At 72.2% G+C, this 21,582-nt stretch carries 18 protein-coding genes and 1 pseudogene; 7 read left to right on the top strand and 12 right to left on the bottom strand.

Translation table 11 applies throughout. The features are described 5' to 3' along the window. Positions 1 to 6 precede the first annotated feature (6 nt). Positions 7 to 336, bottom strand: a complete 330-nt coding sequence (locus tag FA582_RS07400; RefSeq protein ID WP_010146020.1) for a YerC/YecD family TrpR-related protein — start codon at positions 334 to 336, stop codon at positions 7 to 9. Between the two features lie 273 nt (positions 337 to 609). Between FA582_RS07400 and FA582_RS07395 the strand changes: the two genes are divergently transcribed. After that, complete coding sequence (locus tag FA582_RS07395) at positions 610 to 1,305, top strand: peptidylprolyl isomerase (protein ID WP_010146003.1); 696 nt, start codon at positions 610 to 612, stop codon at positions 1,303 to 1,305. 123 nt (positions 1,306 to 1,428) lie between these two features. Here FA582_RS07395 and hisS read toward each other — a convergent pair whose 3' ends face one another. Then, complete coding sequence (hisS, locus tag FA582_RS07390) at positions 1,429 to 2,826, bottom strand: histidine--tRNA ligase (protein WP_010146002.1); 1,398 nt, start codon at positions 2,824 to 2,826, stop codon at positions 1,429 to 1,431. Positions 2,827 to 2,898: 72 nt separating this feature from the next. On the opposite strand from hisS, the gene FA582_RS07385 reads away from it, so the two are divergent. Together FA582_RS07385 and FA582_RS07380 are read left to right on the top strand one after the other, a co-directional pair. Then, entirely contained in the window at positions 2,899 to 3,594 is a 696-nt protein-coding gene (locus FA582_RS07385) for a GTP pyrophosphokinase (RefSeq protein ID WP_010146001.1), read from the top strand. Between the two features lie 137 nt (positions 3,595 to 3,731). Then, a complete protein-coding gene (locus FA582_RS07380) occupies positions 3,732 to 5,099 on the top strand; it encodes an IS4 family transposase (RefSeq protein ID WP_202980108.1) in 1,368 nt (455 codons plus the stop codon). Positions 5,100 to 5,115: 16 nt separating this feature from the next. Here FA582_RS07380 and FA582_RS07375 read toward each other — a convergent pair whose 3' ends face one another. Beyond that, positions 5,116 to 5,832, bottom strand: a complete 717-nt coding sequence (locus FA582_RS07375; protein ID WP_010149434.1) for an MBL fold metallo-hydrolase — start codon at positions 5,830 to 5,832, stop codon at positions 5,116 to 5,118. 140 nt (positions 5,833 to 5,972) lie between these two features. Between FA582_RS07375 and FA582_RS07370 the strand changes: the two genes are divergently transcribed. From FA582_RS07370 to FA582_RS17530, 3 genes and pseudogenes are all read left to right on the top strand, one after another. Further along, on the top strand, positions 5,973 to 7,727 hold the full coding sequence (locus tag FA582_RS07370) for a DUF349 domain-containing protein (protein WP_081480659.1): 1,755 nt from the start codon (positions 5,973 to 5,975) through the stop codon (positions 7,725 to 7,727). Beyond that, positions 7,724 to 8,590: pseudogene (locus FA582_RS17535) on the top strand (zinc-binding metallopeptidase family protein); the annotation flags it as partial. The gene FA582_RS07370 and the pseudogene FA582_RS17535, both read left to right, overlap by 4 nt. After that, entirely contained in the window at positions 8,475 to 9,059 is a 585-nt protein-coding gene (locus FA582_RS17530; protein ID WP_338093019.1) for a zinc-binding metallopeptidase family protein, read from the top strand. The pseudogene FA582_RS17535 and the gene FA582_RS17530, both read left to right, overlap by 116 nt. A 3-nt stretch (positions 9,060 to 9,062) precedes the next feature. Here FA582_RS17530 and FA582_RS07360 read toward each other — a convergent pair whose 3' ends face one another. The 9 genes from FA582_RS07360 to FA582_RS07320 form a co-directional block, all read right to left on the bottom strand. Further along, the gene (locus tag FA582_RS07360) at positions 9,063 to 11,381 is read right to left on the bottom strand and encodes a RelA/SpoT family protein (RefSeq protein ID WP_010149431.1); all 2,319 of its coding nucleotides are present in this window, start codon (positions 11,379 to 11,381) and stop codon (positions 9,063 to 9,065) included. Positions 11,382 to 11,444: 63 nt separating this feature from the next. After that, positions 11,445 to 11,981: an adenine phosphoribosyltransferase gene (locus FA582_RS07355; RefSeq protein WP_010149430.1), complete on the bottom strand. Its 537-nt coding sequence runs from the start codon at positions 11,979 to 11,981 to the stop codon at positions 11,445 to 11,447. Between the two features lie 17 nt (positions 11,982 to 11,998). Beyond that, a complete protein-coding gene (secF, locus tag FA582_RS07350) occupies positions 11,999 to 13,225 on the bottom strand; it encodes a protein translocase subunit SecF (RefSeq protein WP_010149428.1) in 1,227 nt (408 codons plus the stop codon). Next, complete coding sequence (gene secD / locus FA582_RS07345; RefSeq protein WP_147899780.1) at positions 13,225 to 15,216, bottom strand: protein translocase subunit SecD; 1,992 nt, start codon at positions 15,214 to 15,216, stop codon at positions 13,225 to 13,227. Before secD ends, secF begins: the two co-directional genes overlap by 1 nt. Further along, a complete protein-coding gene (locus FA582_RS07340; RefSeq protein WP_010149425.1) occupies positions 15,213 to 15,581 on the bottom strand; it encodes a preprotein translocase subunit YajC in 369 nt (122 codons plus the stop codon). Before FA582_RS07340 ends, secD begins: the two co-directional genes overlap by 4 nt. Before the next feature lie 146 nt (positions 15,582 to 15,727). Next, positions 15,728 to 16,834: a Holliday junction branch migration DNA helicase RuvB gene (gene ruvB, locus FA582_RS07335; protein ID WP_237707602.1), complete on the bottom strand. Its 1,107-nt coding sequence runs from the start codon at positions 16,832 to 16,834 to the stop codon at positions 15,728 to 15,730. A 44-nt stretch (positions 16,835 to 16,878) separates the two neighbouring features. After that, positions 16,879 to 17,490 carry a Holliday junction branch migration protein RuvA gene (ruvA, locus tag FA582_RS07330; RefSeq protein WP_010149423.1) on the bottom strand — a complete coding sequence of 204 codons (612 nt, stop codon included), beginning with the start codon at positions 17,488 to 17,490 and terminating at the stop codon, positions 16,879 to 16,881. Continuing rightward, on the bottom strand, positions 17,487 to 18,158 hold the full coding sequence (gene ruvC / locus FA582_RS07325) for a crossover junction endodeoxyribonuclease RuvC (protein WP_010149422.1): 672 nt from the start codon (positions 18,156 to 18,158) through the stop codon (positions 17,487 to 17,489). The genes ruvA and ruvC overlap by 4 nt, the downstream gene beginning before the upstream one ends. A gap of 94 nt (positions 18,159 to 18,252) precedes the next feature. Beyond that, entirely contained in the window at positions 18,253 to 19,023 is a 771-nt protein-coding gene (locus tag FA582_RS07320; protein ID WP_010149421.1) for a YebC/PmpR family DNA-binding transcriptional regulator, read from the bottom strand. Positions 19,024 to 19,246: 223 nt separating this feature from the next. Here FA582_RS07320 and FA582_RS07315 point away from each other — a divergent pair, with 223 nt between their 5' ends. Continuing rightward, positions 19,247 to 21,577: a cell wall-binding repeat-containing protein gene (locus tag FA582_RS07315; protein WP_158640863.1), complete on the top strand. Its 2,331-nt coding sequence runs from the start codon at positions 19,247 to 19,249 to the stop codon at positions 21,575 to 21,577. Positions 21,578 to 21,582 lie beyond the last annotated feature (5 nt).

Here is a 21,582-nt window from a genome sequence, read left to right as displayed (position 1 = left end):
GGCGCCTCAGGCGGAGGTCGTCGCCGCCGGATGCTCGCGGCGATGGGCCAGCGCGGCGCGGTAGCCGCCGGCGCCGCCCTCGACGCACCGGGCGATCCGCCCGACCGTCGTCACGCTCACGCCGGTGACGTCGTGGATCTGGCGGTACGACATACCGTCGGCGAGCAGGGGCACCACGGACCAGCGGTCGGCCATCGCCTCGATCTCGGCCGGCGTGCACAGGTCGTCGAGGAAGGCGTCCACGGCGTCGGGGTCCGGGAGCGCAGCCAGCACCGCGACGAGGTCGGCGCGGGCGCGCTGCTGGGCGCCGGTGCCACCTCCGTCACGCTGCTTCATCCGCGCTCCCTCTCGGTCTGGTCTTGGCCCTGCTCGTGGCCCTGCTCTTGGGTCTGGCCTTGCCCTGCTCTCTGGCCTTGCCCTGCTCTTCGGTCTGGTCGTCGCCGTGTTCGCGGGGCCCTGCTCTGTCATAACGCGCTAACACGCTAACACATCCCCACCGAGCGTCGGAAATGGTCGCCCCACGCCCCACCGAGCGTCGCAGATGGTCGCCCCACGCCCCACCGAGCGTCGCAGATGGTTGGCCCGGCCACGGATGACAGACTGTCCGGCGTGCGCCTCCGACCTGCCCTCCCCCTCGCCGCTGCCCTGCTCACACTGACCGCCTGCGGCGGTCAGGCGACCTACTCTGGCTCCGGGGGCGAGGAGTCCGCCGGCTCCTCCCCGGCAGCGCTGGACTGCGACGAGGCGCCCGCCCCGCCGGAGGACGTCGCGACCTACTCTCCCGAGGACCTCCCCGAGCCGCTCGGCGGTGACCCGGCGACGCTGGACGCCACGCTGGAGACGACGTGCGGCGACATCGAGCTGGAACTGTATGCCGCGGACGCCCCGCAGACCGTGGCCTCCTTCGCCTTCCTCGCCGAGGAGGGCTACTGGGAGGACAGCCCCTGCCACCGCCTCACCACGGCCGGCATCTTCGTGCTGCAGTGCGGCGACCCGACCGGCTCCGGCCAGGGCAACCCTGGCTACGGCTACGGCATCGAGAACGCCCCCGAGATGGGGATGTACCCGCCCGGCACGCTCGCCATGGCGCGCACCCAGGACCCGGAGAGCAACGGTGGCCAGTTCTTCATCGTGTATGCCGAGACCCAGCTCCCCGTGGACGGCGGCGGATACAGCATCTTCGGTCGGGTGACCGAGGGGCTGGAGATCGTCGAGGCGCTGGCCGCCGAGGGCACCTCCACCGGCGGCAACGACGGCACCCCCGCCCAGCCGATCAGCCTGGAGTCGGTCTCGGTCGACGACTGAGGGGCTCCGCAGAGGGCTGTCACCCACTGGCCGGCACCTATGTCTGGCATCGGCGGTGCCCCGACCCTGTCGGTGCAGGACACAGGTGCAGGACACACGTGCCAGACGGCGGCCCGGCGGCCCTCAGACCAGCGGCTGGGCCAGCTCCACCCGCAGGGCGCTGACGACCTCGTCCCGCGGGACGGTGAACTGGTCCTGACGGCGCAGGTCCTTGAGCGTGACCGTGCCGTCGGCGACCTCCTGCGGCCCCAGGATGGCGACGAAGCGGATGCCGGCCCGGTCGGCATACTTCAGCTGCTTGCCGAGCTTGCCGCCGTCGAGCACCGCCTCGGTGTTGATGCCGCCGTGGCGCAGGTGCGAGGCCAGCGCGAGCTGGTCGTCGAGCAGCTCGGGGTCCACCTGCGGCACGAGCACCTGCACGGTCGACTCCGCGGCGGAGGCGTCGATCAGACCGGCCTCGCGCAGCTGCCAGAACAGCCGGGACAGCCCGATCGAGATGCCGACCCCGGGCAGCCGCGACTTGGTGTACTGCCCGGCGAGGTCGTCATACCGGCCCCCGGAGCAGATCGAGCCGAGCTCGGGGTGCTCATCGAGGGTCGTCTCGTAGACCGTGCCGGTGTAGTAGTCGAGCCCGCGGGCGATGGAGAAGTTGAGGCAGTAGTTGCTCTCAGGGACGCCGAGCGCCCGCACGAGGGACAGCACCTCGCGCAGCTCGGCGACACCCTCGGCGAGGGCGGCGCTGCCGGCCGAGCCCGCCTCGACCGCGTCGAGGCGGGCCAGCGCGTCCTCGTGACCCACGGAGCGCACCTGCACGAACGCCAGGATCTGCTCGACGACCTCCGCGGCGAGCCCGAAGCCCTCACCGGTGAGCGTGGTCCGCAGGTAGTCGGCGCCGCGCTTGTCGAGCTTGTCGACCTCGCGCAGGACGGCCGCCTGGGTGTCGGCGTCGGTGATCCCGAGGTCCTCGTAGAACCCGCGCAGCAGCTTGCGGTTGTTGACCTGGATCGTGAACGTCCCGATCGCGAGGTCGGTGAAGATGGCGTTGATGATCGCCGGCGCCTCGGCGTCGTGCCGCACGGACAGCGCGTCCTTGCCGATGATGTCGACGTCACACTGGTAGAACTCCCGGAAGCGGCCACGCTGGGGCCGCTCGCCGCGGTAGACGCGCTGCATCTGGTAGCGCCGGAACGGGAAGGTCAGCTGGTGCTCGTGCTCGGCGACGTAGCGCGCCAGCGGCACCGTGAGGTCGAAGCGCAGCGCCATCTCCGGCAGCGCGTCGGGGGTCTCGTCGCCCCGGGCCTTCTCCAGCGCGCCGGTGGACTGCACGAAGTAGACCTGGCGCTCGGTCTCCCCGCCCGTCTTGGTGAGCAGGACGTCGGAGCGCTCGAAGACCGGGGTCTCGATCGGCAGGAAGCCGAAGCGCTCGTAGCCGGAGCGGATGGCCTCCAGCATCCTCTGGAAGGCCACCTGCTCGGGCGGCAACAGCTCGAGGACACCGGACGGCGTGCGCGGGGAGATCACCCGGTGAGTCTATCGAGCGGTATGCCGTGCCCTACCAGGCCGTGCACACGAACGCGCGGCATAGTGGGGGCCATGAGCACCGCCGACGCTGCCGAACCGCCCTCCCTCGCCCTGGCCACGTCCGGCGGCATCACCCCCGCCCAGCTGCGGGAGGTCGGGGAGCAGCTGCAGCGCTTCCTGCTGGAGTACGAGTTCGGGCTGCGCGAGGTGGAGACCAAGATCGAGATCCTGCGCGATGAGTTCGCGCACATGCACGACTACAACCCGATCGAGCACGTCTCCAGCAGGGTGAAGTCGCCGGACAGCCTGCGCGAGAAGGTCCTCAAGCGCGGGCTGACCCTCGACCTGGAGACCATCCGGCGGGAGATCACCGACGTCGCCGGGATCCGGGTGACGTGCAGCTTCGTCACCGACGCCTACCGGATCTTCGACCTGCTCACCCAGCAGGACGACCTCACGATCCGGCGCGTGTCGGACTACATCGCCGAGCCCAAGTCCAACGGCTACAAGAGCCTGCACGCCATCGTCGAGGTGCCGGTCTACCTCTCCAGCGGTCGCGTGGACGTGCCGGTCGAGGTCCAGCTACGCACCATCGCGATGGACTTCTGGGCCAGCACCGAGCACAAGATCCACTACAAGTACGACGGCAACGTCCCGGACACCCTGCTGTCGGAGCTCAAGGACGCCGCGACCAGCGCCTCCGAGCTGGACGCCCGGATGCAGCGGCTGCACCGCGAGCTGCACGGCGCCGCCGGTGGCCGGGGCTAGCGCCAATGCCGCGCAGTTAGTGGTGTGGCTGGTGTTGCAAGTGTGACTGCTGGTCGGCGTGTCGGGCGCAGAGCAACGGAGCTCCCCCGGTAGTGAAGGGATGTCCTGCAAGACGTCCCGCTACCGATGGAGCTCCGTTGTCGTCCCAGTCTGTCATCTCTGCGCGGGTGCTCGCGCCGGTGGACCCCTTCGCCGCAGGTCATCTGGGCGAGCTGACCCGGATCGTCTCCGTCGATCTGGTCGACGCGGCGATCGAGACCGCGGGGGCGGCCCAGAAACGGGTGCGGCGCCTGCCCACGAGGGTGGTCGTCTACCTCCTGCTGGCCGCGGTGCTGTTCGCCGACGTCGGCTACCAGCAGGTGCTGCGACGCTTGGTCTGCGGTGCGGGCCTGAGCGTGAAGCCGCCGGGAAGCTCGGCGCTGTCCCAGGCCTTTCGGCGCATCGGGGTCGCCCCGTTGCGCGAGCTGTTCGACCTGGTTCGTGGGCCGGCGGCCGGGTCCCCGCGCTGGCACGGCCTGTTGGTGTGCGCGATCGACGGGACCACGATGGCGGTCCCGGACAGCGCCGCCAACGCGGCGGGCTTCGGCCGGCAGACCGCCCGTCCGGGCTCCCCGGCCGGGTATCCGATGCTGAGGCTGGTCAGCATCATCGCGTGCGGCTCACGCACCGTCCTGGACGCTGTCTTCGGGTCCTACCTGGTCGGTGAGACCACCTACGCCCCCCGCCTGGCCGGCTGCCTGCGACCCGGCATGATCCTGCTCGGTGACCGCAACTTCGCCGCCACGGCACTGCTGGAGCAGTTCGCCGCCACCGGCGCCGACCTGCTCATCCGGTGCAAGAACGACCGCCGCTTCCAGGTCCTGTCCCACCTGGGCGACGGCACCCGGATCGTGGCCCTCGGCCAGCTGCGGGTGCGTGTCATCGACGCCCGGATCACCGTGGACCTGGGTTCGGGCGGTGAGCAGCGCACCGGCCGGTACCGCCTGGTCACGACCCTGACCGACCCCCTCCTGCACCCGGCAATGGAGATCGTGGAGCTCTACCACCAACGGTGGGAGATCGAGACCAGCTACCGAGAGGCCAAGGCGAGGATCCTGGATGGGCGGGTCCTGCGCGCACGCACCCCCGCCGGCATCGCCCAGGAGGTCTACGCCGTCCTGATCGTCCACCAGGCACTACGAACCGCGATCGCCGACACCGCCCTGAGCACCGCCGGCGGCGTCGCGCCCGACCGGCTCAGCCTCACCATCGCCCTGACCGCCGCCCGCGACAGCATCCACAACGCGGCGAGCATCCTCACCCAGAGCGGCACCGACCTGACCGGGCGCATCGGGGCAGCGGTCCTGGACGGCCTCATGCCCGCCCGCCGATCACGCTCAAGCCCCAGAGTCACCAAACGCGCCATCTCAAAGCACCGCGCCAAAGGGACCGTCGACCGGAACAACTACCAGACCACGATCACGACACACCTGCTCACCGTCCTTGACACCAACCACGACGGCTAACTGCGCGGCATTGGGGCTAGCGCTCGCCGTCCGCCGACAGACCGGTGAGATAGGGGTTGGTCACCCGCTCGCGGGCCATCGTCGTCGCCGGGCCATGGCCGGGCAGGACGAGCGAGGAATCCGCGAGCGGCAGCACGACGTCCCGCAGGCTGCGCTGCATCGCCCGGGAGTCGCCTCCGGGCAGGTCCGTGCGCCCGATCGAGCCGGCGAAGAGCACGTCGCCGGAGATGACGGTGCGGTCCAGCTCCTCGGCCGGGATGCCGTCGGGCACGCCCTGGGTGGTGAACAGCACCGAGCCCTCGGTGTGGCCCGGTGCATGGGCCACACCGATCCGCAGCCCCGCGATCTGGAGGTCCTGCGCGTCGGAGAGCTCGACGACGTCCTCCGGCTCGGTCCACGTCGAGCGGCGGCCGAACTGCTGCTCCATCGCCAGCACCAGCTCGGGGCTCAGCGACGACAACGGGTCGCGGAGGCGGTAGCGGTCGTCGGTGTGGATGTAGGGGCTCACCGCGGTCGTGCCCGCGCACACCGGCGTCACGGCATACACGTGGTCGAGGTGACCGTGGGTGAGGAGCACCGCGGCGGGGCGCAGGCGGTGCTCGGCGAGGAGGTCCTGGACGCGGTTCTCGACGCCGATGCCGGGGTCGACGACGATGCACTCCTCCCCCTCGGCGGGGGCCACGATGTAACAGTTCGTGGCGAAGGCGTCGGCGACGATGCTGCGGACGAACATGCTGGTGACCCTACGCACCCGGGCGCCTCGGACCTCGCCCGGGCCAGGCGACGCCGCGTTGGGTAGGGTCGTGGCGTCAACGCCATGTCGAGGCGGCCCCGATGGTCGTGCTCGCGGTCCCTATCCGAGAGGCCACCACCATGTCCGAGCAGACGCCCTCCCCGACCGAGCCCGACGACCAGGGCGCCGAGCCCCAGGTCGCCGCCACGCAGGACGTGGAGCCCCAGAGCGCGCCGGACGCCCCGACGGGGGCGCAGGCCCAGCCGCCCGCCGAGGAGCCGCGGGGGACCTCCGAGCCCGCACCTGAGGCGCCTGAGGCTCCCGCCGAGGAGCCCGAGCCCGAGCCCGCCGAGGATTCCGAGGCAACTGAGCCGACCAAGGTCGAAGCCCCCGCGGAGGAGCCGCACGAGGCATCCGAGGTCTCCCAGGCGACCGAGCCCGAAGCCGCCCAGGCCGAGACCGTGACGCAGACGCCCGACGCGGCTCCCGTCGAGGACACCCCGGCCGAGCCCGAGGCCCCGACGGCCCCGGCGGCTCCGCGACCCGCTGCGCCCTCCCCCGCGATGTTCGCCGCCCGCAAGCCCGCAGCGCCGCAGCCGGCCGCGGGCGCCGTGGCCGCCGCGCCCGAGCACCACCCCGACCCCAGCGAGTCGATGAAGCACGGCCGCGTCGCCGAGGACGGGACGGTCTTCGTCGTCGCCGCCGACGGCTCCGAGCGCGAGGTCGGTTCCTACCCCGGCGCGACGCCGGAGGAGGCGCTGGCCTACTTCGCCCGCAAGTATGACGAGATGCTCGCCTCGGCGGACCTGCTCAAGGCCCGCCTGGCCGGCACCGAGGTGTCCGCGCACGACGCACGCCAGTCCCTGGCGCACCTCAAGGAGCAGATCGGCGAGGCGCACGTCGTCGGCGACCTGGCCGCCCTCGAGTCGGTGGTCAAGGAGCTGGAGGCCGAGGTCAAGACCCGCTCCCGCACCGAGCAGGAGGAGCGGGTCAAGGCCAAGGCGCAGGCCGTGCAGGAGCGCGAGAAGCTCGTCGCCGAGGCGGAGGAGCTGGCTGGCACCGACCCGGGCAAGATCCAGTGGAAGCAGAGCAGCACCCGCATCCGGGAGCTGCTCGAGGAGTGGAAGGCCCACCAGCGCTCCGGTCCGCGCCTGGACAAGGACGCCGAGAACGCCCTGTGGCAGCGCTTCAGCCACGCCCGCTCCGCCTTCGACAGGATGCGCAAGACGTGGTTCGCCCAGCTCGACGAGGAGCACGGGCACGCCAAGGCCACTAAGGAGCGACTGGTCCGCGAGGCCGAGACCCTGGCCGCCAGCAAGGACTGGGGCGCCACGGCCGGTGCCTTCAAGCGCCTCATGCAGGACTGGAAGCGCGCCGGTCGCGCCTCCCGCGCCGACGACGACGCGCTGTGGGCCCGCTTCAAGGCCGCGCAGGACTCCTTCTTCGACGCCAAGGACGAGGTCGTGGCGGCCGAGGAGGCGGAGTTCTCCGAGAACCTCAAGGTCAAGGAGGCGCTGCTCGTCGAGGCCGAGGCGGTCACGGTCGACGAAAAGCACCTCGACCAGGCCAAGGCCCAGCTGCGCAGCATCCAGGACCGGTGGGACGCCGCGGGCAAGGTGCCCCGCGGCGACATCAAGCGGGTCGAGAACCGCCTGCGCGCCGTGGAGCAGAAGGTCCGCGACATCGAGGACTCGCAGTGGAAGCGCTCGGACCCCGAGCTCAACGCGCGCGCCCGGTCGATGGTCGACCAGCTCGAGCGCGCCGTCCAGGGGCTGGAGTCCGACCTCGAGGCCGCGCGAGCGGCCGGCGAGGACCGTAAGGTCACCGACCTCGAGGCCGAGCTGGCCACCAAGAAGCTCTGGCTGGACTCGGCGCGCGGGGGTCTCGGCCGGTGAGCTCCCTGACCCGCCTCGCCACCCAGGTCGGCGAGGTCGCCGACGGCCTGTGCGCCTACCTCGACGCCTCCCCCTCGCCGTTCCACGCGGTGCGCTCGGCGGCCGACCTCCTGGTCCGGGCCGGCTTCACCGAGATCGACGAGGTCGACCCGACCCCCACCGAGCCGGGTCACTACGTCGTGCTGCGGGGCGGGTCGCTCCTGGCGTGGTCCACGGCCCACCTGCCGACGGACCGGCCTGCGCACACGGCATACCGCGTGGTCGGTGCCCACACCGACTCCCCCAACCTGCGCATCAAGCCGCAGCCGGACTGGAGCCGTTCCGGGTGGCAGATGCTGGGTGTCGAGGTCTACGGCGGCGCGCTGACCAACTCCTGGCTGGACCGTGACCTCGGGCTGTCGGGGCGGGTCGCCGTCCGCAACACCGATGCCCCGGGCGGGATCTCCCGCCGCCTCTGGCGCTGCGACGACCCGCTGCTGCGGGTCTCCCAGCTCGCGATCCACCTCGACCGCACGGTGCGCACCGACGGCCTCAAGCTCAACGACCAGCAGCACCTCGCGCCGCACTGGAGCCCTGGTGGCGACGCGCCGCGCACGTTCCGGGAGTGGCTGGCCGCTCAGGTCGGGACCGCGCCGGAGGACCTGCTCGGCTTCGACGCGATGACCCACGACCTCACCCCGGCCCGTCGCATCGGCGGCGAGGGTGAGCTCGTCGCCTCCGGGCGCCTGGACAACCTCGCCACGTCGTATGCCGCGGTGCGGGCCCTGCTCCAGGCGGTCGCCGAGCCCGGTGGTGCCTCCACGGTGCCCGTCATCGTGCTCTTCGACCACGAAGAGGTCGGCAGCAGCTCCGAGCGCGGCGCCCAGTCGACCTTCCTCCCCGCCTGGCTGGAGCGGATCGTCCTGGCGGCCGGCGGCGGTCGGGAGGGACTACTGGCGCGCCCTGGCCGGCTCGGTCATCGCCTCCGGCGACATGGCCCACGCCACGCACCCCAACTACCCCGACCGGGCCGAGCCCGAGCACCCGATCCTCATGAACGGCGGGCCGGTGCTCAAGGTCAACACCAACCTGCGCTACGCGACCGACTCCGTCGGGGCGGCGGCCTTCTCGCTGGCGTGCGAGCAGGCGGGCGTGCCCATGCAGACCTTCGTCACCCGCTCGGACCTGCCCTGCGGCTCCACGGTCGGGCCGGTCACCTCCGCCCTCACCGGCGCGACCACGGTCGACTTCGGCGCACCGGTGCTGTCGATGCACTCCACGCGGGAGATCTGCGGCACCCTCGACCAGGCCGGGTATGCCGCGGCCCTGGCCGCCTTCCTCGCCCCTGCCTGACCCTCAGGGCTGGGTGCGTCGGTGCGGGTCGGTGCTCGTCGTGCCGGTGACGCGGTAGGCGTCGAGGACGGCCGGGATCCGGCGCACCGCGCGCAGGACCGACTCCAGGTGTGACGGGTCGGCCATCTCGAAGGTGAACTTGGACAGCGCCACCCGGTCGCGGCTCGTCTGCACCGAGGCGGACAGGATGTTGACGTGCTGCTCGGAGAGCACCCGGGTGATGTCGGAGAGCAGCGCCGAGCGGTCCAGCGCCTCGACCTGCATGTTGACCATGAAGAGACTGCTCGAGGTCGGGGCCCACGCCACGCGGATGATCCGCTCGGGTGACTTGGCCTGCAGCTCCGCGGCGTTGGTGCAGTCGGTGCGGTGCACCGAGACGCCCTTGCCGTGCGTGACGAAGCCGAGGATCGGGTCGCCCGGCACCGGGGTGCAGCACTTGGCGATCTTGACCCAGACGTCGTCGGCGCCGACGACGGTGACCCCGGGGTCGGACTGGGTGACCCGTCCGCGCCGCGGACGCACCGCCTCGGCGAGGTCCTCCTCGGTGCCGTCCTCGCCCCCGAGCGTCGCGGTGAGCTGCTTGACGACGTGCTGCGCCGAGACATGGCCCTCCCCCACGGCGGCGAAGAGTCCGTCGATGTCCCGGTAGTTGAGCCCCTGCGCCACGGCGGTCAGCGTGTCGTGGCTCATGAGTCGCTGCAGCGGGGCCTTCTGCTTGCGCAGCACCTTGGCGATCTCGTCCTTGCCGGAGTCGACCATCTCCTCGCGCCGCTCGCGGGTGAACCGCTGGCGGATCTTGTTGCGGGCGCGGGCGCTCTTGACGAAGCTCAACCAGTCACGGCTGGGGCCGGCGTCCTGCGCCTTGCTCGTGATGATCTCGCAGACGTCGCCGTTGGTGAGCTCGGAGTCCAGCGGAACGAGCTTGCCGTTGACCCGCCCCCCGACGCAACGGTGCCCGACCTCGGTGTGGACGGCATACGCGAAGTCGACGGGCGTGGCTCCCGCGGGCAACGCCATGACGTCACCGTCCGGGGTGAAGACGTAGACCTCGGCCGCGCCCATCTCGAAGCGCAGCGAGTCGAGGAACTCCAGTGGGTCGGAGGTCTCCTGCTGCCAGTCGATGAGCTGGCGCAACCACTGCATCCCCTCGAGCGCTCCGGGGCCTCCGTCGACGCCGGCGGCGGCGCGGGCGCCGTCCGGCCCCTGCTCCTTGTACTTCCAGTGCGCCGCGACGCCGTACTCCGCGCGACGGTGCATCTGGAAGGTGCGGATCTGGATCTCGACCGGCTTGCCCCCGGGCCCGATGACCGTCGTGTGCAGCGACTGGTACATGTTGAACTTCGGCATCGCGATGTAGTCCTTGAACCGCCCGGGCACCGGGTTCCACCGGTTGTGCAGGGCGCCGAGCACCGCGTAGCAGTCCTGGATCGAGTCGACGAGCACGCGCACGCCGACCAGGTCGTAGATCTTCTCGAAGTCGTGCCCCCGCACGATCATCTTCTGGTAGACCGAGTAGTAGTGCTTGGGGCGACCGGTGACGGTGGCCCGGATCTTGGTCGACTTCAGCTCCTCGGAGATCTCCCCGCGGATCCGCGAGAGCATCTCCTCCCGCGCCGGCGCCCGGTCGGCGACCATGCGCACGATCTCGTCGTAGACCTTGGGGTAGAGCTGGGCGAAGGAGAGGTCCTCCAGCTCCCACTTGATGGTGTTCATCCCCAGGCGGTGGGCGAGCGGGGCGTAGATCTCCAGGGTCTCCGACGCCTTGCGGGCGGCGCTCTCCGCGGAGACGTAACGCCAGGTCCGGGCGTTGTGCAGCCGGTCGGCCAGCTTGATAACGAGCACCCGGATGTCGCGCGCCATCGCGACGACCATCTTGCGGACGGTCTCGGCCTGCGCCGCGTCGCCGTAGGTCATCTTGTCGAGCTTGGTGACCCCGTCGACCATCATCGCGATCTCGTCGCCGAAGTCGCGGCGCAGCTGCGCCAGGGAGTATGGCGTGTCCTCGACCGTGTCGTGCAGCAGCGCCGCGGCGATGGTCGAGGGCGTCATACCGAGCTCGGCGAGGATCGTCGCGACCGCGAGCGGGTGGGTGATGTAGGCGTCACCGCTCTTGCGCAGCTGGCCCTTGTGCATCTCGTCGGCGACGGCGTACGCGCGTTCCACGAGCGGGAGGTCAGCCTTGGGGTGGGTCGCCTTGACCGAGCGGAGCAGCGGCTCCAGCGCCGGGTTGCTCGAGGCGCGCGTGCCACCGAGGCGGGCCCAGCGCGGCCGCAGGCCACCCCCCACCCTCGCGGGCGGTGTCGTGGGTGCCGGCTCGCTCATGCACAGATCATAGGTGCTGGCGGGGGGCGGTCGGCACGCCGGTGACGGCACCGGCGGGCGGGCTCAGACGCTGGTGAGGCAGTGCAGGTCGTAGGCCGCGAGCCTGTCGCGACCGGACAGCGCCTCGATCTCCAGGACCAGCTCGATGGCGGCGACGCTCGCGCCGCAGCGCTCGATGAGCTCGCAGGTCGCCGAGAGCGTGCCGCCGGTGGCCAGCACGTCGTCGACGACGAGCACCCGCTCCTGGTGGGAGACGGCGTCCTGGTGGATCTCCAGGGTGGCCGTGCCGTACTCCAGGGTGTAGGTCTGGCGGTGCACGGCGGCGGGCAGCCTGCCCGCCTTGCGCACCGGCACGAAGCCCACGCCGAGCGCGTGGGCGATCATCGAGCCGAGGATGAAGCCGCGCGCCTCGATGCCGGCCACGACGTCGACCTGGCCGCGACGGCGCTGCACGGTGTCCTGCACGATCCGGTCACGCAGTGACGTGTCGAGCAGGACGGGGGTGAAGTCCTTGAAGACCACGCCCTCCTCGGGGAAGTCCGGGATATCCCGCATCCCCGCGAGGACGTCGGCGGCGAGCTGGGCGTCTGGGGTCGCCATGGTGTCCTGCCTCGTCCTCAGCGTCCGCGGCGCTTGCGCTTGGGCTGGTTGCGGGGACCCCGCTGGGCGTAGGGGTGCAGCTGGCGACCGGGGGCCGCCTCGGCCCGCGCGGCCGTGCCCTGGCCCGCACCACCGTCGGCACGGGCCGCGGTGTCCTGCGCGCCGGCGCCGACGAGAGCCCCGTCACCGGTCTCGGACGCGGACTCGGCCGGGTCCAGCAGCGCGTCGTCGTGCCCCGCGCTGGAGGATCGCGCGTCGTGGCGCGCACGACGCTTGGTGACCTGCGCGTCGTGCTTGCGCACGGTCAGCTCCCCCTCGCGCAGCTGCACGAGCAGCGGGGTCGCGATGAAGATCGAGGAGAAGGTGCCGACCGCGATGCCGATGACCAGGGCCCAGGCCAGGTCGACCAGGGTGCCCGGCCCGATGAGCGTGATCCCGACGACGAGGATGACCGCGACCGGCAGCAGTGCCACGACCGAGGTGTTGATGGAGCGCACCAGGGTCTGGTTGACGGCATGGTTGGCCGCCTCGCCGTAGGTCTCCCGCTTGGTGTCGAAGGCGTGGTCGGTGTTCTCTCGCACCTTGTCGAAGACGACGATGGTGTCGTAGATCGAGTAGCCGAGGATGGTGAGGAACCCGATGACCGACGCCGGTGAGACCTCGATGCCGAGCAGGGCGTAGATGCCGATGGTGAAGAGCACGTCGTGGATGAGCGCGACGAGGGCCGCCACCGCCATCTTCCAGGTGTGGAAGTAGAACGTGAGCACGAGCGTGACGAGGGCCAGGAAGACCACCAGGGCGATGAGGGCCCGCTGGGTGACGGTCTCGCCCCACGACGGGCCGACGAAGGAGCTCGTGACATCGGCGGTCTCCACCCCGAAGGTCTCCGCGAGGTTGGCCCGGGCCGTCTCAGCGTCGTCGCTGCTGAGCTCGCCGGTCTGGACGCGCACGGTGTCGTCGCCGATCCGGGTGATCGTCGTCGTGCCGCCAGGGTCGACCGGCTCGAGCGCGCTCTCGGCGTCCTGCTCGTAGCCCTCGATCTCCTGGCTGCTGATGCCACTGACCCGCAGCTCGGAGCCCCCGCTGAACTCGATGCCGAAGTTGAGCCCACGACCGAAGAGGCCGAACAGCGAGACGGCGATGAGCACCGCCGACACGAGGTACCAGACGGTGCGGCGTCCGACGATGTTGTAGGAGCGTGCGCCGGAGTAGAGGTCGTTGCCGAGGCGGGAGAAGCGCGACATCAGACCACACCGCCTTCCAGTTCTTCGCGGGTATGCCGCCGGCGCCCGGGGGCGATGACGTCGGGCTCGCGGGTCTGACCCCGGCCGAGGTAGGCCGAGCGCTTGGCGCCCAGCCGCTCGGGCTCCATCCCCGACCACTTCTTGCCCTCGCCGAAGAAGCGCGTGTTGGCCAGGATGCTCACCAGCGGGTGGGTGAACATGAAGACGACGAGCAGGTCGATGACCGTCGTGAGGCCCAGCGCGAAGGCGAAGGCCTTGACGCCCGACTCCGAGAGGAGGTAGAGCACCGCTGCGGCCAGGAGGTTGACCAGGTCGGAGATGATGAGGGTCCGCTTGGCGCGGTCCCAGCCGGTGTCGACGGCGAACCGCAGGGGTCGCCCGGCCCGCACCTCGTCACGGATGCGCTCGAAGTAGACGATGAAGCTGTCGGCCGTGATACCGATGGCGACGATGAGGCCGGTGACCCCGGCCATGGTGAGCCGGAAGTTGTTGGCCCAGCCGAGCAGGGTCACCGAGCCGTAGGTCAGCAGCGCGGCCACGATGAGCGAGCCGATCGCGACCAGGCCGAGCGCGTGGTACTGCACGAGCATGAAGGCGAAGACCAGGAGCAGGCCGATGACGCCGGCGATGACGCCGTAGCGCAGCTGCTCACCGCCCAGGGTCGGGCTGATCTGCTCGGAGGTCTGGACCTCGAAGCTCAGCGGCAGGGCACCGAACTTCAGCTGGTTGGCCAGCCCCTGGGACTCCTCGGGGGTGAAGTCGCCGGAGATGGTGGCGGTGCCGCCGGAGATGACCCCGTTGACGGTCGGGGCGGTGATGACCTGACCGTCGAGGACGGTCGCGAAGCGGTTCTGCGCCTCCCCCTGCGGGTAGCCGAAGAGGCGGGAGGTGATGTCGGCGAAGGTCTGTCCGCCCTCGCCGTCGAAGGTGAGGATGACCTGCCAGCGGCCGGTGACGGCGCCACCCTGGACGGTCTCGGGCCCGGCGCTGGCGTCGGTGACGCTGCTGCCGGTCAGCTCGACCGGGCCGAGGATGAACTTCTCGTCCCCCTCGGCGGAGCAGGCGACGGTCGGCTCGTCGGCCGGGGCGGCCGCGACCTCCTGGGCGACGCCCTCCGCCGCGCAGTCCAGGGAGGAGAACTGCTCGGACAGCTCGGGGGTGATCTGCGCCAGGCTGGAGGGGTCGGCGGGCGGTGCCGTCTCCTCCTGCGGCGGCGCGGTGGTGTCGGCGCCGTCCTCGGCGGGCACCCCCGGTGCCTCGGTGGCAGCGGCGTCGCTGTCGCTGGCGCTGAGCCGGGTGCCGCCGCGGTTGCCCTCGGTCTGCTCGGACTCATCGGTTGAGCCCTGGTCGGGCGCGCCCTCGTCGACGCTGTCGCCCTCGGTCTCACCCTCGGCGGGCGGCTGGGACTGCTCGAGCTCCTCGAGCTGTTCCTGGATGAGGCTGGGCGGCAGCGGCAGGGTCCGCTGCGGCGGCGCCTCGGCCTGCGGGCCGGTCGGCTGCGCCACGAGCACCGGGCGGAAGCGCAGCTGGGAGGAACGGCTGAGCGCCTCGACCTGGGCTGCGGTGGGGTTGCCGGGGATGGCGACCGAGACGTTCTGGCCCATCCGGGTGACCTCGGCCTCGGTCACGCCGCCGCCGTCGACACGGCGACGGATGATGTCGATGGCCTGGTCGAGCTGCTCGGAGGAGACGGCGTCGCCCTCCTCGGTGAGGGGCGCCATGACGATCTGGCGGCCGCCGGCGAGGTCGAGACCCAGCTGCGGGGTGAGCGAGGCGGCGGGCTCGGCCCAGAGGCGGGCCGCGCCGATGCCGCCGAAGAGGAGGAGGGTCACGACGAGCAGGCTGAGCAGCGTGCGCAGCGGGCCACGGAGCCGCGCGTTGCGGCGGCGCGGCGGCCGCCCGCCTCGACCGGCACGCTGGCGGCGACCGCCGCGCTCCCCCGCGCCGGGCAGGTCCTCGTCCCGGCGCGGCGCCGGGGTGGACGTCGTCATCGCTGGGGCTCCTCGTCGCCGTCGGTGGTGCCGGTGCGGCCCTCGGCGTCCGGGGAGGAGGTGGGCGCGGAGCTGCCGCCGACCATGGTCAGCGGCAGGATCGCGCGGCGCTGGAAGCGGAAGGTCGCCCCGCCCGCCTCGAGGTGGATGATGTCGCCCTCGACGGCCCGCACGACGCCATACATGCCCGAGGTCGTCATGACCTCCTGCCCCGGCTGGAACTGCGCCTGGGCGTCGGTGACGGCCTTGGCCCTCCGTCGCTGGCTGAACATGAGGAACAGCAGGAAGAGGATCGGCAGTGCCAGGATGAGCATCGTGAGGCCGGAGCCTCCCGCGCCCGCAGCGGCGCCGGTCGCCAGTGTCATGGAGTGACCCTTCGAAGGTGCGTGTCTCGTGGGGCGCCGGTGCGACGCCGTCGTCCCGCCCTCACGCTGACGCGCGCGGCAGGCACCCGGGGCAGTCTAGGTGAGTCCGCCGGGGCGGCCAAAGAGGCGGGTATGCCGTGTCCACCTCATTCGCCCAGCGGCAGGGTCGCGGGGTCGGTGTCGTCGCGGCGGAAGCGGCCCGGGGTGCCCGACCCCGGCACCTCCTGACCGGACCCGGCGGGCGGGGTCAGCCCGAGATGGCTCCACGCGGCCGGGCTGGCGGCGCGCCCGCGGGGGGTGCGGATCATGAAGCCCTCGCGGACGAGGTAGGGCTCGGCGACCGTCTCGACGGTGTCCGGCTCCTCCCCGACCGCCACGGCGAGCGTGGAGAGCCCGACCGGGCCGCCCCGGAAGCGCGTGCACAGCGCCTCGAGCACGGCGCGGTCCAGGCGGTCCAGGCCCAGCGCGTCGACGTCGAAGAGCGCCAGCGCCTCCATCGCCGCCGGCTCGTCGACGATGTGCTGGCCGTGCACCTGCGCCCAGTCGCGGACCCGGCGCAGCAGCCGGTTGGCGATGCGGGGCGTGCCGCGGGAGCGGGAGGCGATCTGGGTGATCCCGGGCTCGTCGGCCTCGATCTCCAGCAGCGCGGCGTTGCGGTGCAGGATCGTCACGAGGTCGGCGGTGGCGTAGTAGTCGAGGTGGCCGGTGAACCCGAAGCGGTCGCGCAGCGGCGCGGGCAGCAGCCCGGCGCGCGTGGTGGCGCCGACCACGGTGAACGGCGGCAGCTCCAGCGGGATGGCGGTCGCACCCGGCCCCTTGCCGACGATGACGTCGACCCGGAAGTCCTCCATGGCGAGGTAGAGCATCTCCTCGGCCGGCCGGGACATGCGGTGGATCTCGTCGAGGAAGAGCACCTCCCCCTCGACGAGCGAGGACAGCACCGCGGCGAGGTCTCCGGCGTGCTGGATGGCCGGGCCGCTGGTGATCCGGATGGGCTGCTCCAGCTCACCGGCGATGATCATGGCCAGCGTCGTCTTGCCGAGCCCGGGCGGCCCGGAGAGCAGCACGTGGTCGGGCGGGCTCCCGCGCCGCCGCGCGGCCTCGAGCACGAGGCCGAGCTGGTCGCGGACCCGTTGCTGGCCGGGGAACTCCGAGAGCCGGCGGGGCCGCAGAGCGGCCTCGATCCGACGCTCCTCATCGGTGCCCGACGGATCGACCACGCGCTCCGTCCCGGCGAGCGACTCCTCGGGCACCTCGACCTCGTAGGACCCGTCGGCGGCGGCCCCGCCCGCGCCGCTCACCGGCCGAGCTCCCGCAGGGTGGCACGCAGCAGCGCGGCCACGTCGGTGGGCGCCTCAGCACCCTTGGCGACCGTGTCGAGCGCACCCTCGGCCTGCTTGGCCGTCCAGCCCAGGCCCTGCAGCGCCTCGCGCACCTGGGTCTGCACGGCGTCCTCACCGCCGGCCGCCGCGACCGCTCCCCCACCGGCCAGCCCCGGCTCGACGCCGAGGGCCAGGATCTTGTCCCTGAGCTCGAGCACGAGCCGCTCGGCCGACTTCTTGCCGATGCCCGGCACCTTGGTCAGGGCGACGAGGTCGCCCTGGGCCAGCGCGGTCCGCACGGCCCCGGGTGAGTGCACCGACAGCATGGCCAGCGCCAGCCGCGGGCCGACCCCGCTCACGGTCTGCACCTGCTCGAAGAGCGCCTTGGCGTCGGCGCCGTCGAAGCCGTAGAGGGTGAGCGACTCCTCGCGGACGACGAGGGTCGTCTCCAGGGTGAGCTCCTGACCGGTGCGGCAGCCCGCCGCGGTCTCCGGGGTGGTGTGCACGAGCAGGCCGACACCACCGACCTCCACGACGACATGGTCGAGGCCGACGTGACGGATGGGTCCGCGGACCGAGGCGATCACCGGGGGTTCCTCCTGCTGGTGACGGTGGTGGGGCGGCCCGCCGCCCGCGCCGAGGCGCGGGAGGCCGCCGAACGGGCCGCGGTGCGGTGCTCGGCGTGCAGCTGGGCGAGCCGGTTAGGGGCGGAGCGGGAGGCCTCGAGCTCGGCGTCCTGGAGCCGGTTGCGCGACGGTGTGCCGTCATCCACCCGGGCCAGCGCCGCACCACGCCACAGGTGGCAGATGGCCAGGGCCAGCGCGTCGGCGGCATCGGCCGGCCGCGGCGCCTGCTCCAGGGTGAGGATGCGGATGACCATGTGCGTCACCTGGGCCTTGTCGGCCCGACCGTTGCCGGTGACGGCGGCCTTGACCTCCGAGGGGGTGTGCAGCGCGAGCGGGAGCCCCAGCCGGGCTGCAGCGAGCATGGGCACGGCCGAGGCCTGGGCCACGCCCATGATGCTGCTGTTGCGGGTGCTGGCGAAGACCCGCTCGACGGCGATGGCGTCCGGCGTCGTGCGGGCCAGCCACTCGTCGAGCTCGGTCTGCAGGGTGAGCAGGCGCTCGGCTGGCTCATCGGTCGGCGGGGTGCGGATCACACCCACCTCGACCAGTCGCAGGGACCGGCCCGGCAGCCCCTCCACGACCCCGAGGCCGCACCGGGTCAGACCGGGATCGACGCCGAGCACACGCATACCGCTCCCGTCGATCGTGTGGACAGATGTTCGGACCCACGCTACAAGCCCACGCTGACGCACCCGGCGCACGACACGCCCCGCGACCTGGCGCTCAGTCCTCGGCGTCGAGCTCGGCGAGGACCTCGTCGGAGATGTCGGCGTTGGAGTAGACGTTCTGCACGTCGTCGCAGTCCTCGAGCGCGTCGATGACGCGGATGACCTTCTTGGCGCCGTCGGCGTCCAACGGCACCTGCATGCTCGGCACGAAGGTCACCTCGGCCGAGTCGTAGTCCATCCCGGCGTCCTGCAGCGCGGTGCGCACGGCCACGACGTCGCCCGCCTCGGAGATGACCTCGAAGGACTCGCCGGCGTCCTCGACCTCCTCCGCGCCGGACTCCAGCACGATCTCGAGCAGCGAGTCCTCGCTGGCCGCACCGCCCTCCTGGTCCTTGGGCACCACGACCTGGCCCTTGCGCTCGAAGAGGTAGGCGACCGAGCCGCTGTCGGCCATCGACCCGCCGTTGCGGGTCAGCGCGGTGCGGACCTCCATGACGGCACGGTTCTTATTGTCCGTCAGGCACTCGATGTAGAGCGCGACGCCACCGGGCGCGTAGCCCTCGTAGACCAGCGCCTCATAGCTCGCCCCGCCCGCCTCGGCGCCCGACCCCCGCTTGACGGCTCGGTCGATGTTGTCGTTGGGCACCGAGCTCTTCTTGGCCTTTTGGATGGCGTCGTAGAGCGTCGGGTTGCCGGTCGGGTCTCCCCCACCCATGCGGGCCGCAACCTCGATGTTCTTGATGAGCTTGGCGAAGAGCTTGCCGCGCTTGGCATCGATCGCGGCCTTCTTGTGCTTGGTCGTCGCCCACTTGGAGTGACCACTCATCGTTTGCTCCTCGAGTCCTTCGGTCTGCGTACGGGGTCGGACGTGCGGGCGCCGAGCGCGCGCCGCACCGGCCACCCAGGTTACCTGCCACCCCGCCCGCGGCCCGCGTCGCGGGGCGCACGAGATCATCCGCCACTCTTGCCCCAGGCATACCTCGTGTCGCATAGTGGTGCCCCGCCCGGGTATGTCCCTGCCCAGGCGCCTACCCACCTCTGGAGTCATCGTGCGACGACCATCCATCGTGGGGCTCACCCTCGCGCTCGTCCTGTCCCTGGTCACGGGCGCACCCACCCTGGCGAACCCGCAGGAGCCCGAGTCCCCCGACGCCCTGCCCTACGCGCAGCGCGCGGAGTCCGTCACCGAGCCCCAGACGCCCGAGGAGCTCGGGGAGACCACCGTGGTCACGGACAGCCCAGTGCTGCCCGCCCCGGTGCCGGGCTCGGAGGTCTACCCCGTGCCCGCCGACGGCAGCTATGACATCACCGGCGGCGGCTACGGCCACCGCATCGGCATGTCGCAGTGGGGTGCCCACGGAGCGGGGCTCCAGGGCGTCAGCCACGACAAGATCCTGGCGTTCTACTACGCCGGCACCCGGTTGGAGACCTGGGCGTCCTCGGACATCTCCGTGGGCCTTACCGTCGACCACGACGGCGTGACCCAGGTCGCCCACCGTCCCGGGCAACGGGTGGGCGCCTCCGCCGGGGGCACCACGTGGGCCCTGCCCGCGGGCCGGACCCACTGGCGGGTCCGCGCGACCGGCACCTCCGCGACGTCCTGCGTGCTGCAGGGGTATGACGGTTCCTCCTGGTCGGCGTGGTGGCCCTCGGGCATGTCCCGCCGTTGCCCGGTGACCTTCAGCTCGCCGTCGGAGGGCACGGTCGACGTCGTCCTGCCCGGCGCCGGGACCCGCATCTACCGCGGAGCCGTGACCGCCACCCATCACGGCAGCACCGCGCTCGCCACCGTCAACCACCTCCCGCTGGAGCACTACCTGCGCTCCGTCGTCGCCGCCGAGATGGGCCCGTCGTTCCACCAGCAGGCGCTGCGGGCCCAGTCCGTCGCCGCCCGCACCTACGCCAGGCGCAGCGCGAGCACGGGCTACTACGACATCTGCGACTCCACGGCCTGCCAGGCCTACCGCGGCCGCGGCGTCCGCCACTCCGACGGCACGATGAGCAGCTACGAGTTCTCCGCCAACACGACGGCGGTCGACGCCACCTCCGGGCAGGTCCTGACCTTCGCCTTCCCCAACGGGCGCCGGCTCGCCACGACGATGTACTCCGCCTCGACGGGCGGGCAGACCATCGCCTCCGGCAACGGCCACGACTACCTGCGCGCCCAGCGCGACCCCTACGACGCGGTCGCGGCCAACCCCCGGCACCGGTGGACCGCCTCGCTGCCGCGGACCTCGCTGCAGCAGCGCTACGGCATACACCGGGTGGAGCGGGTGCAGGTCCTCACCCGCGACGGCGTGGGGGCCTGGGGCGGCCGGGTCCTCACCGCGCGGGTCGAGGGCTTCACCGCGGGCGGCGCATACACCTACGCCCACGCGACCGGCAGCGGCCTCATGCTCGCCCGCTACTGGCCGACCTACTCCGACGGCCTGTCCTCCGACTACTTCACCTTCGCCGCCCCGGCCCCGACGCCGACCGAGCCGGTGCGGCTCGGGGGCGCCGACCGGTTCGCGACCGCGGCGACCGTCGCGGAGCAGTGGTCACCGGGGCTCGAGGTCGTCTACGTCGTGTCGGGCCGCGACTACCCCGACGCGCTCGCGGCCGCCGCGCGGGCCGGGGTCTACGATGCGCCCATCCTGCTCACCCGCCCGGGCGACGTGCCCGCCGCGACGCAGCGCGCGCTGAACCGGCTGCGGCCGGACCGCCTCGTGGTGCTGGGGGGCACGGGTGCGGTGAGCGGCGCCGTCCTCACCGAGCTGCGCGACTACGCCCGCACCGGGAGGGTGGACCGGGTCGCAGGGGAGGACCGCTACGGCACCGCCGCCGCGCTCGCCGCCTACTACCCCGCCGGGGTCGACCGGGTGCTGCTGGCCAGCGGCCAGGCCTTCCCCGACGCGCTCTCCGGCGCCGCGGTCGCCAACGGCCAACAGGTTCCGCTGCTGCTGACCCGCCCCGGCGAGCTGCACCCGAGCACCGCCAAGGCGCTGGCGCGGCTGCGACCGCGCGAGGTGGTCGTGCTCGGGGGCGAGGGCGCGGTCTCCCGGGCGGTGATGCGGGCCGCCGGGCGGTACGCCTCCGACGGCGCCGTGCGCTGGTCCGGCTCGGACCGCTACCGCACCGCGGCGGCGATCGCCCGGACCTTCCCGCCGGGGACCGACCCGTCCTTCGTCGCGCTCGGCACCGACTACCCGGACGCCCTAGTGGCCGCCGCGCTCGCGGGACGGCACGACGCCCCCCTGGTGCTGACGAGCGGTGACCGGGTCGTGCGCGGTGCCGACCTCGCGCTCACGCACCTGCGGCCCTCGTCGATGTACGTCCTCGGTGGCACCTCCGGCATCACCGACGACACGCTGCGGGCGTTGGACCGCTACCTGCGCTGAGGGTC

Origin of the sequence: Serinicoccus profundi (assembly GCF_008001015.1) — a bacterium.
GTDB lineage: Bacteria > Actinomycetota > Actinomycetes > Actinomycetales > Dermatophilaceae > Ornithinicoccus > Ornithinicoccus profundi.
This window is presented reverse-complemented; position numbering and strand designations above follow the sequence as displayed.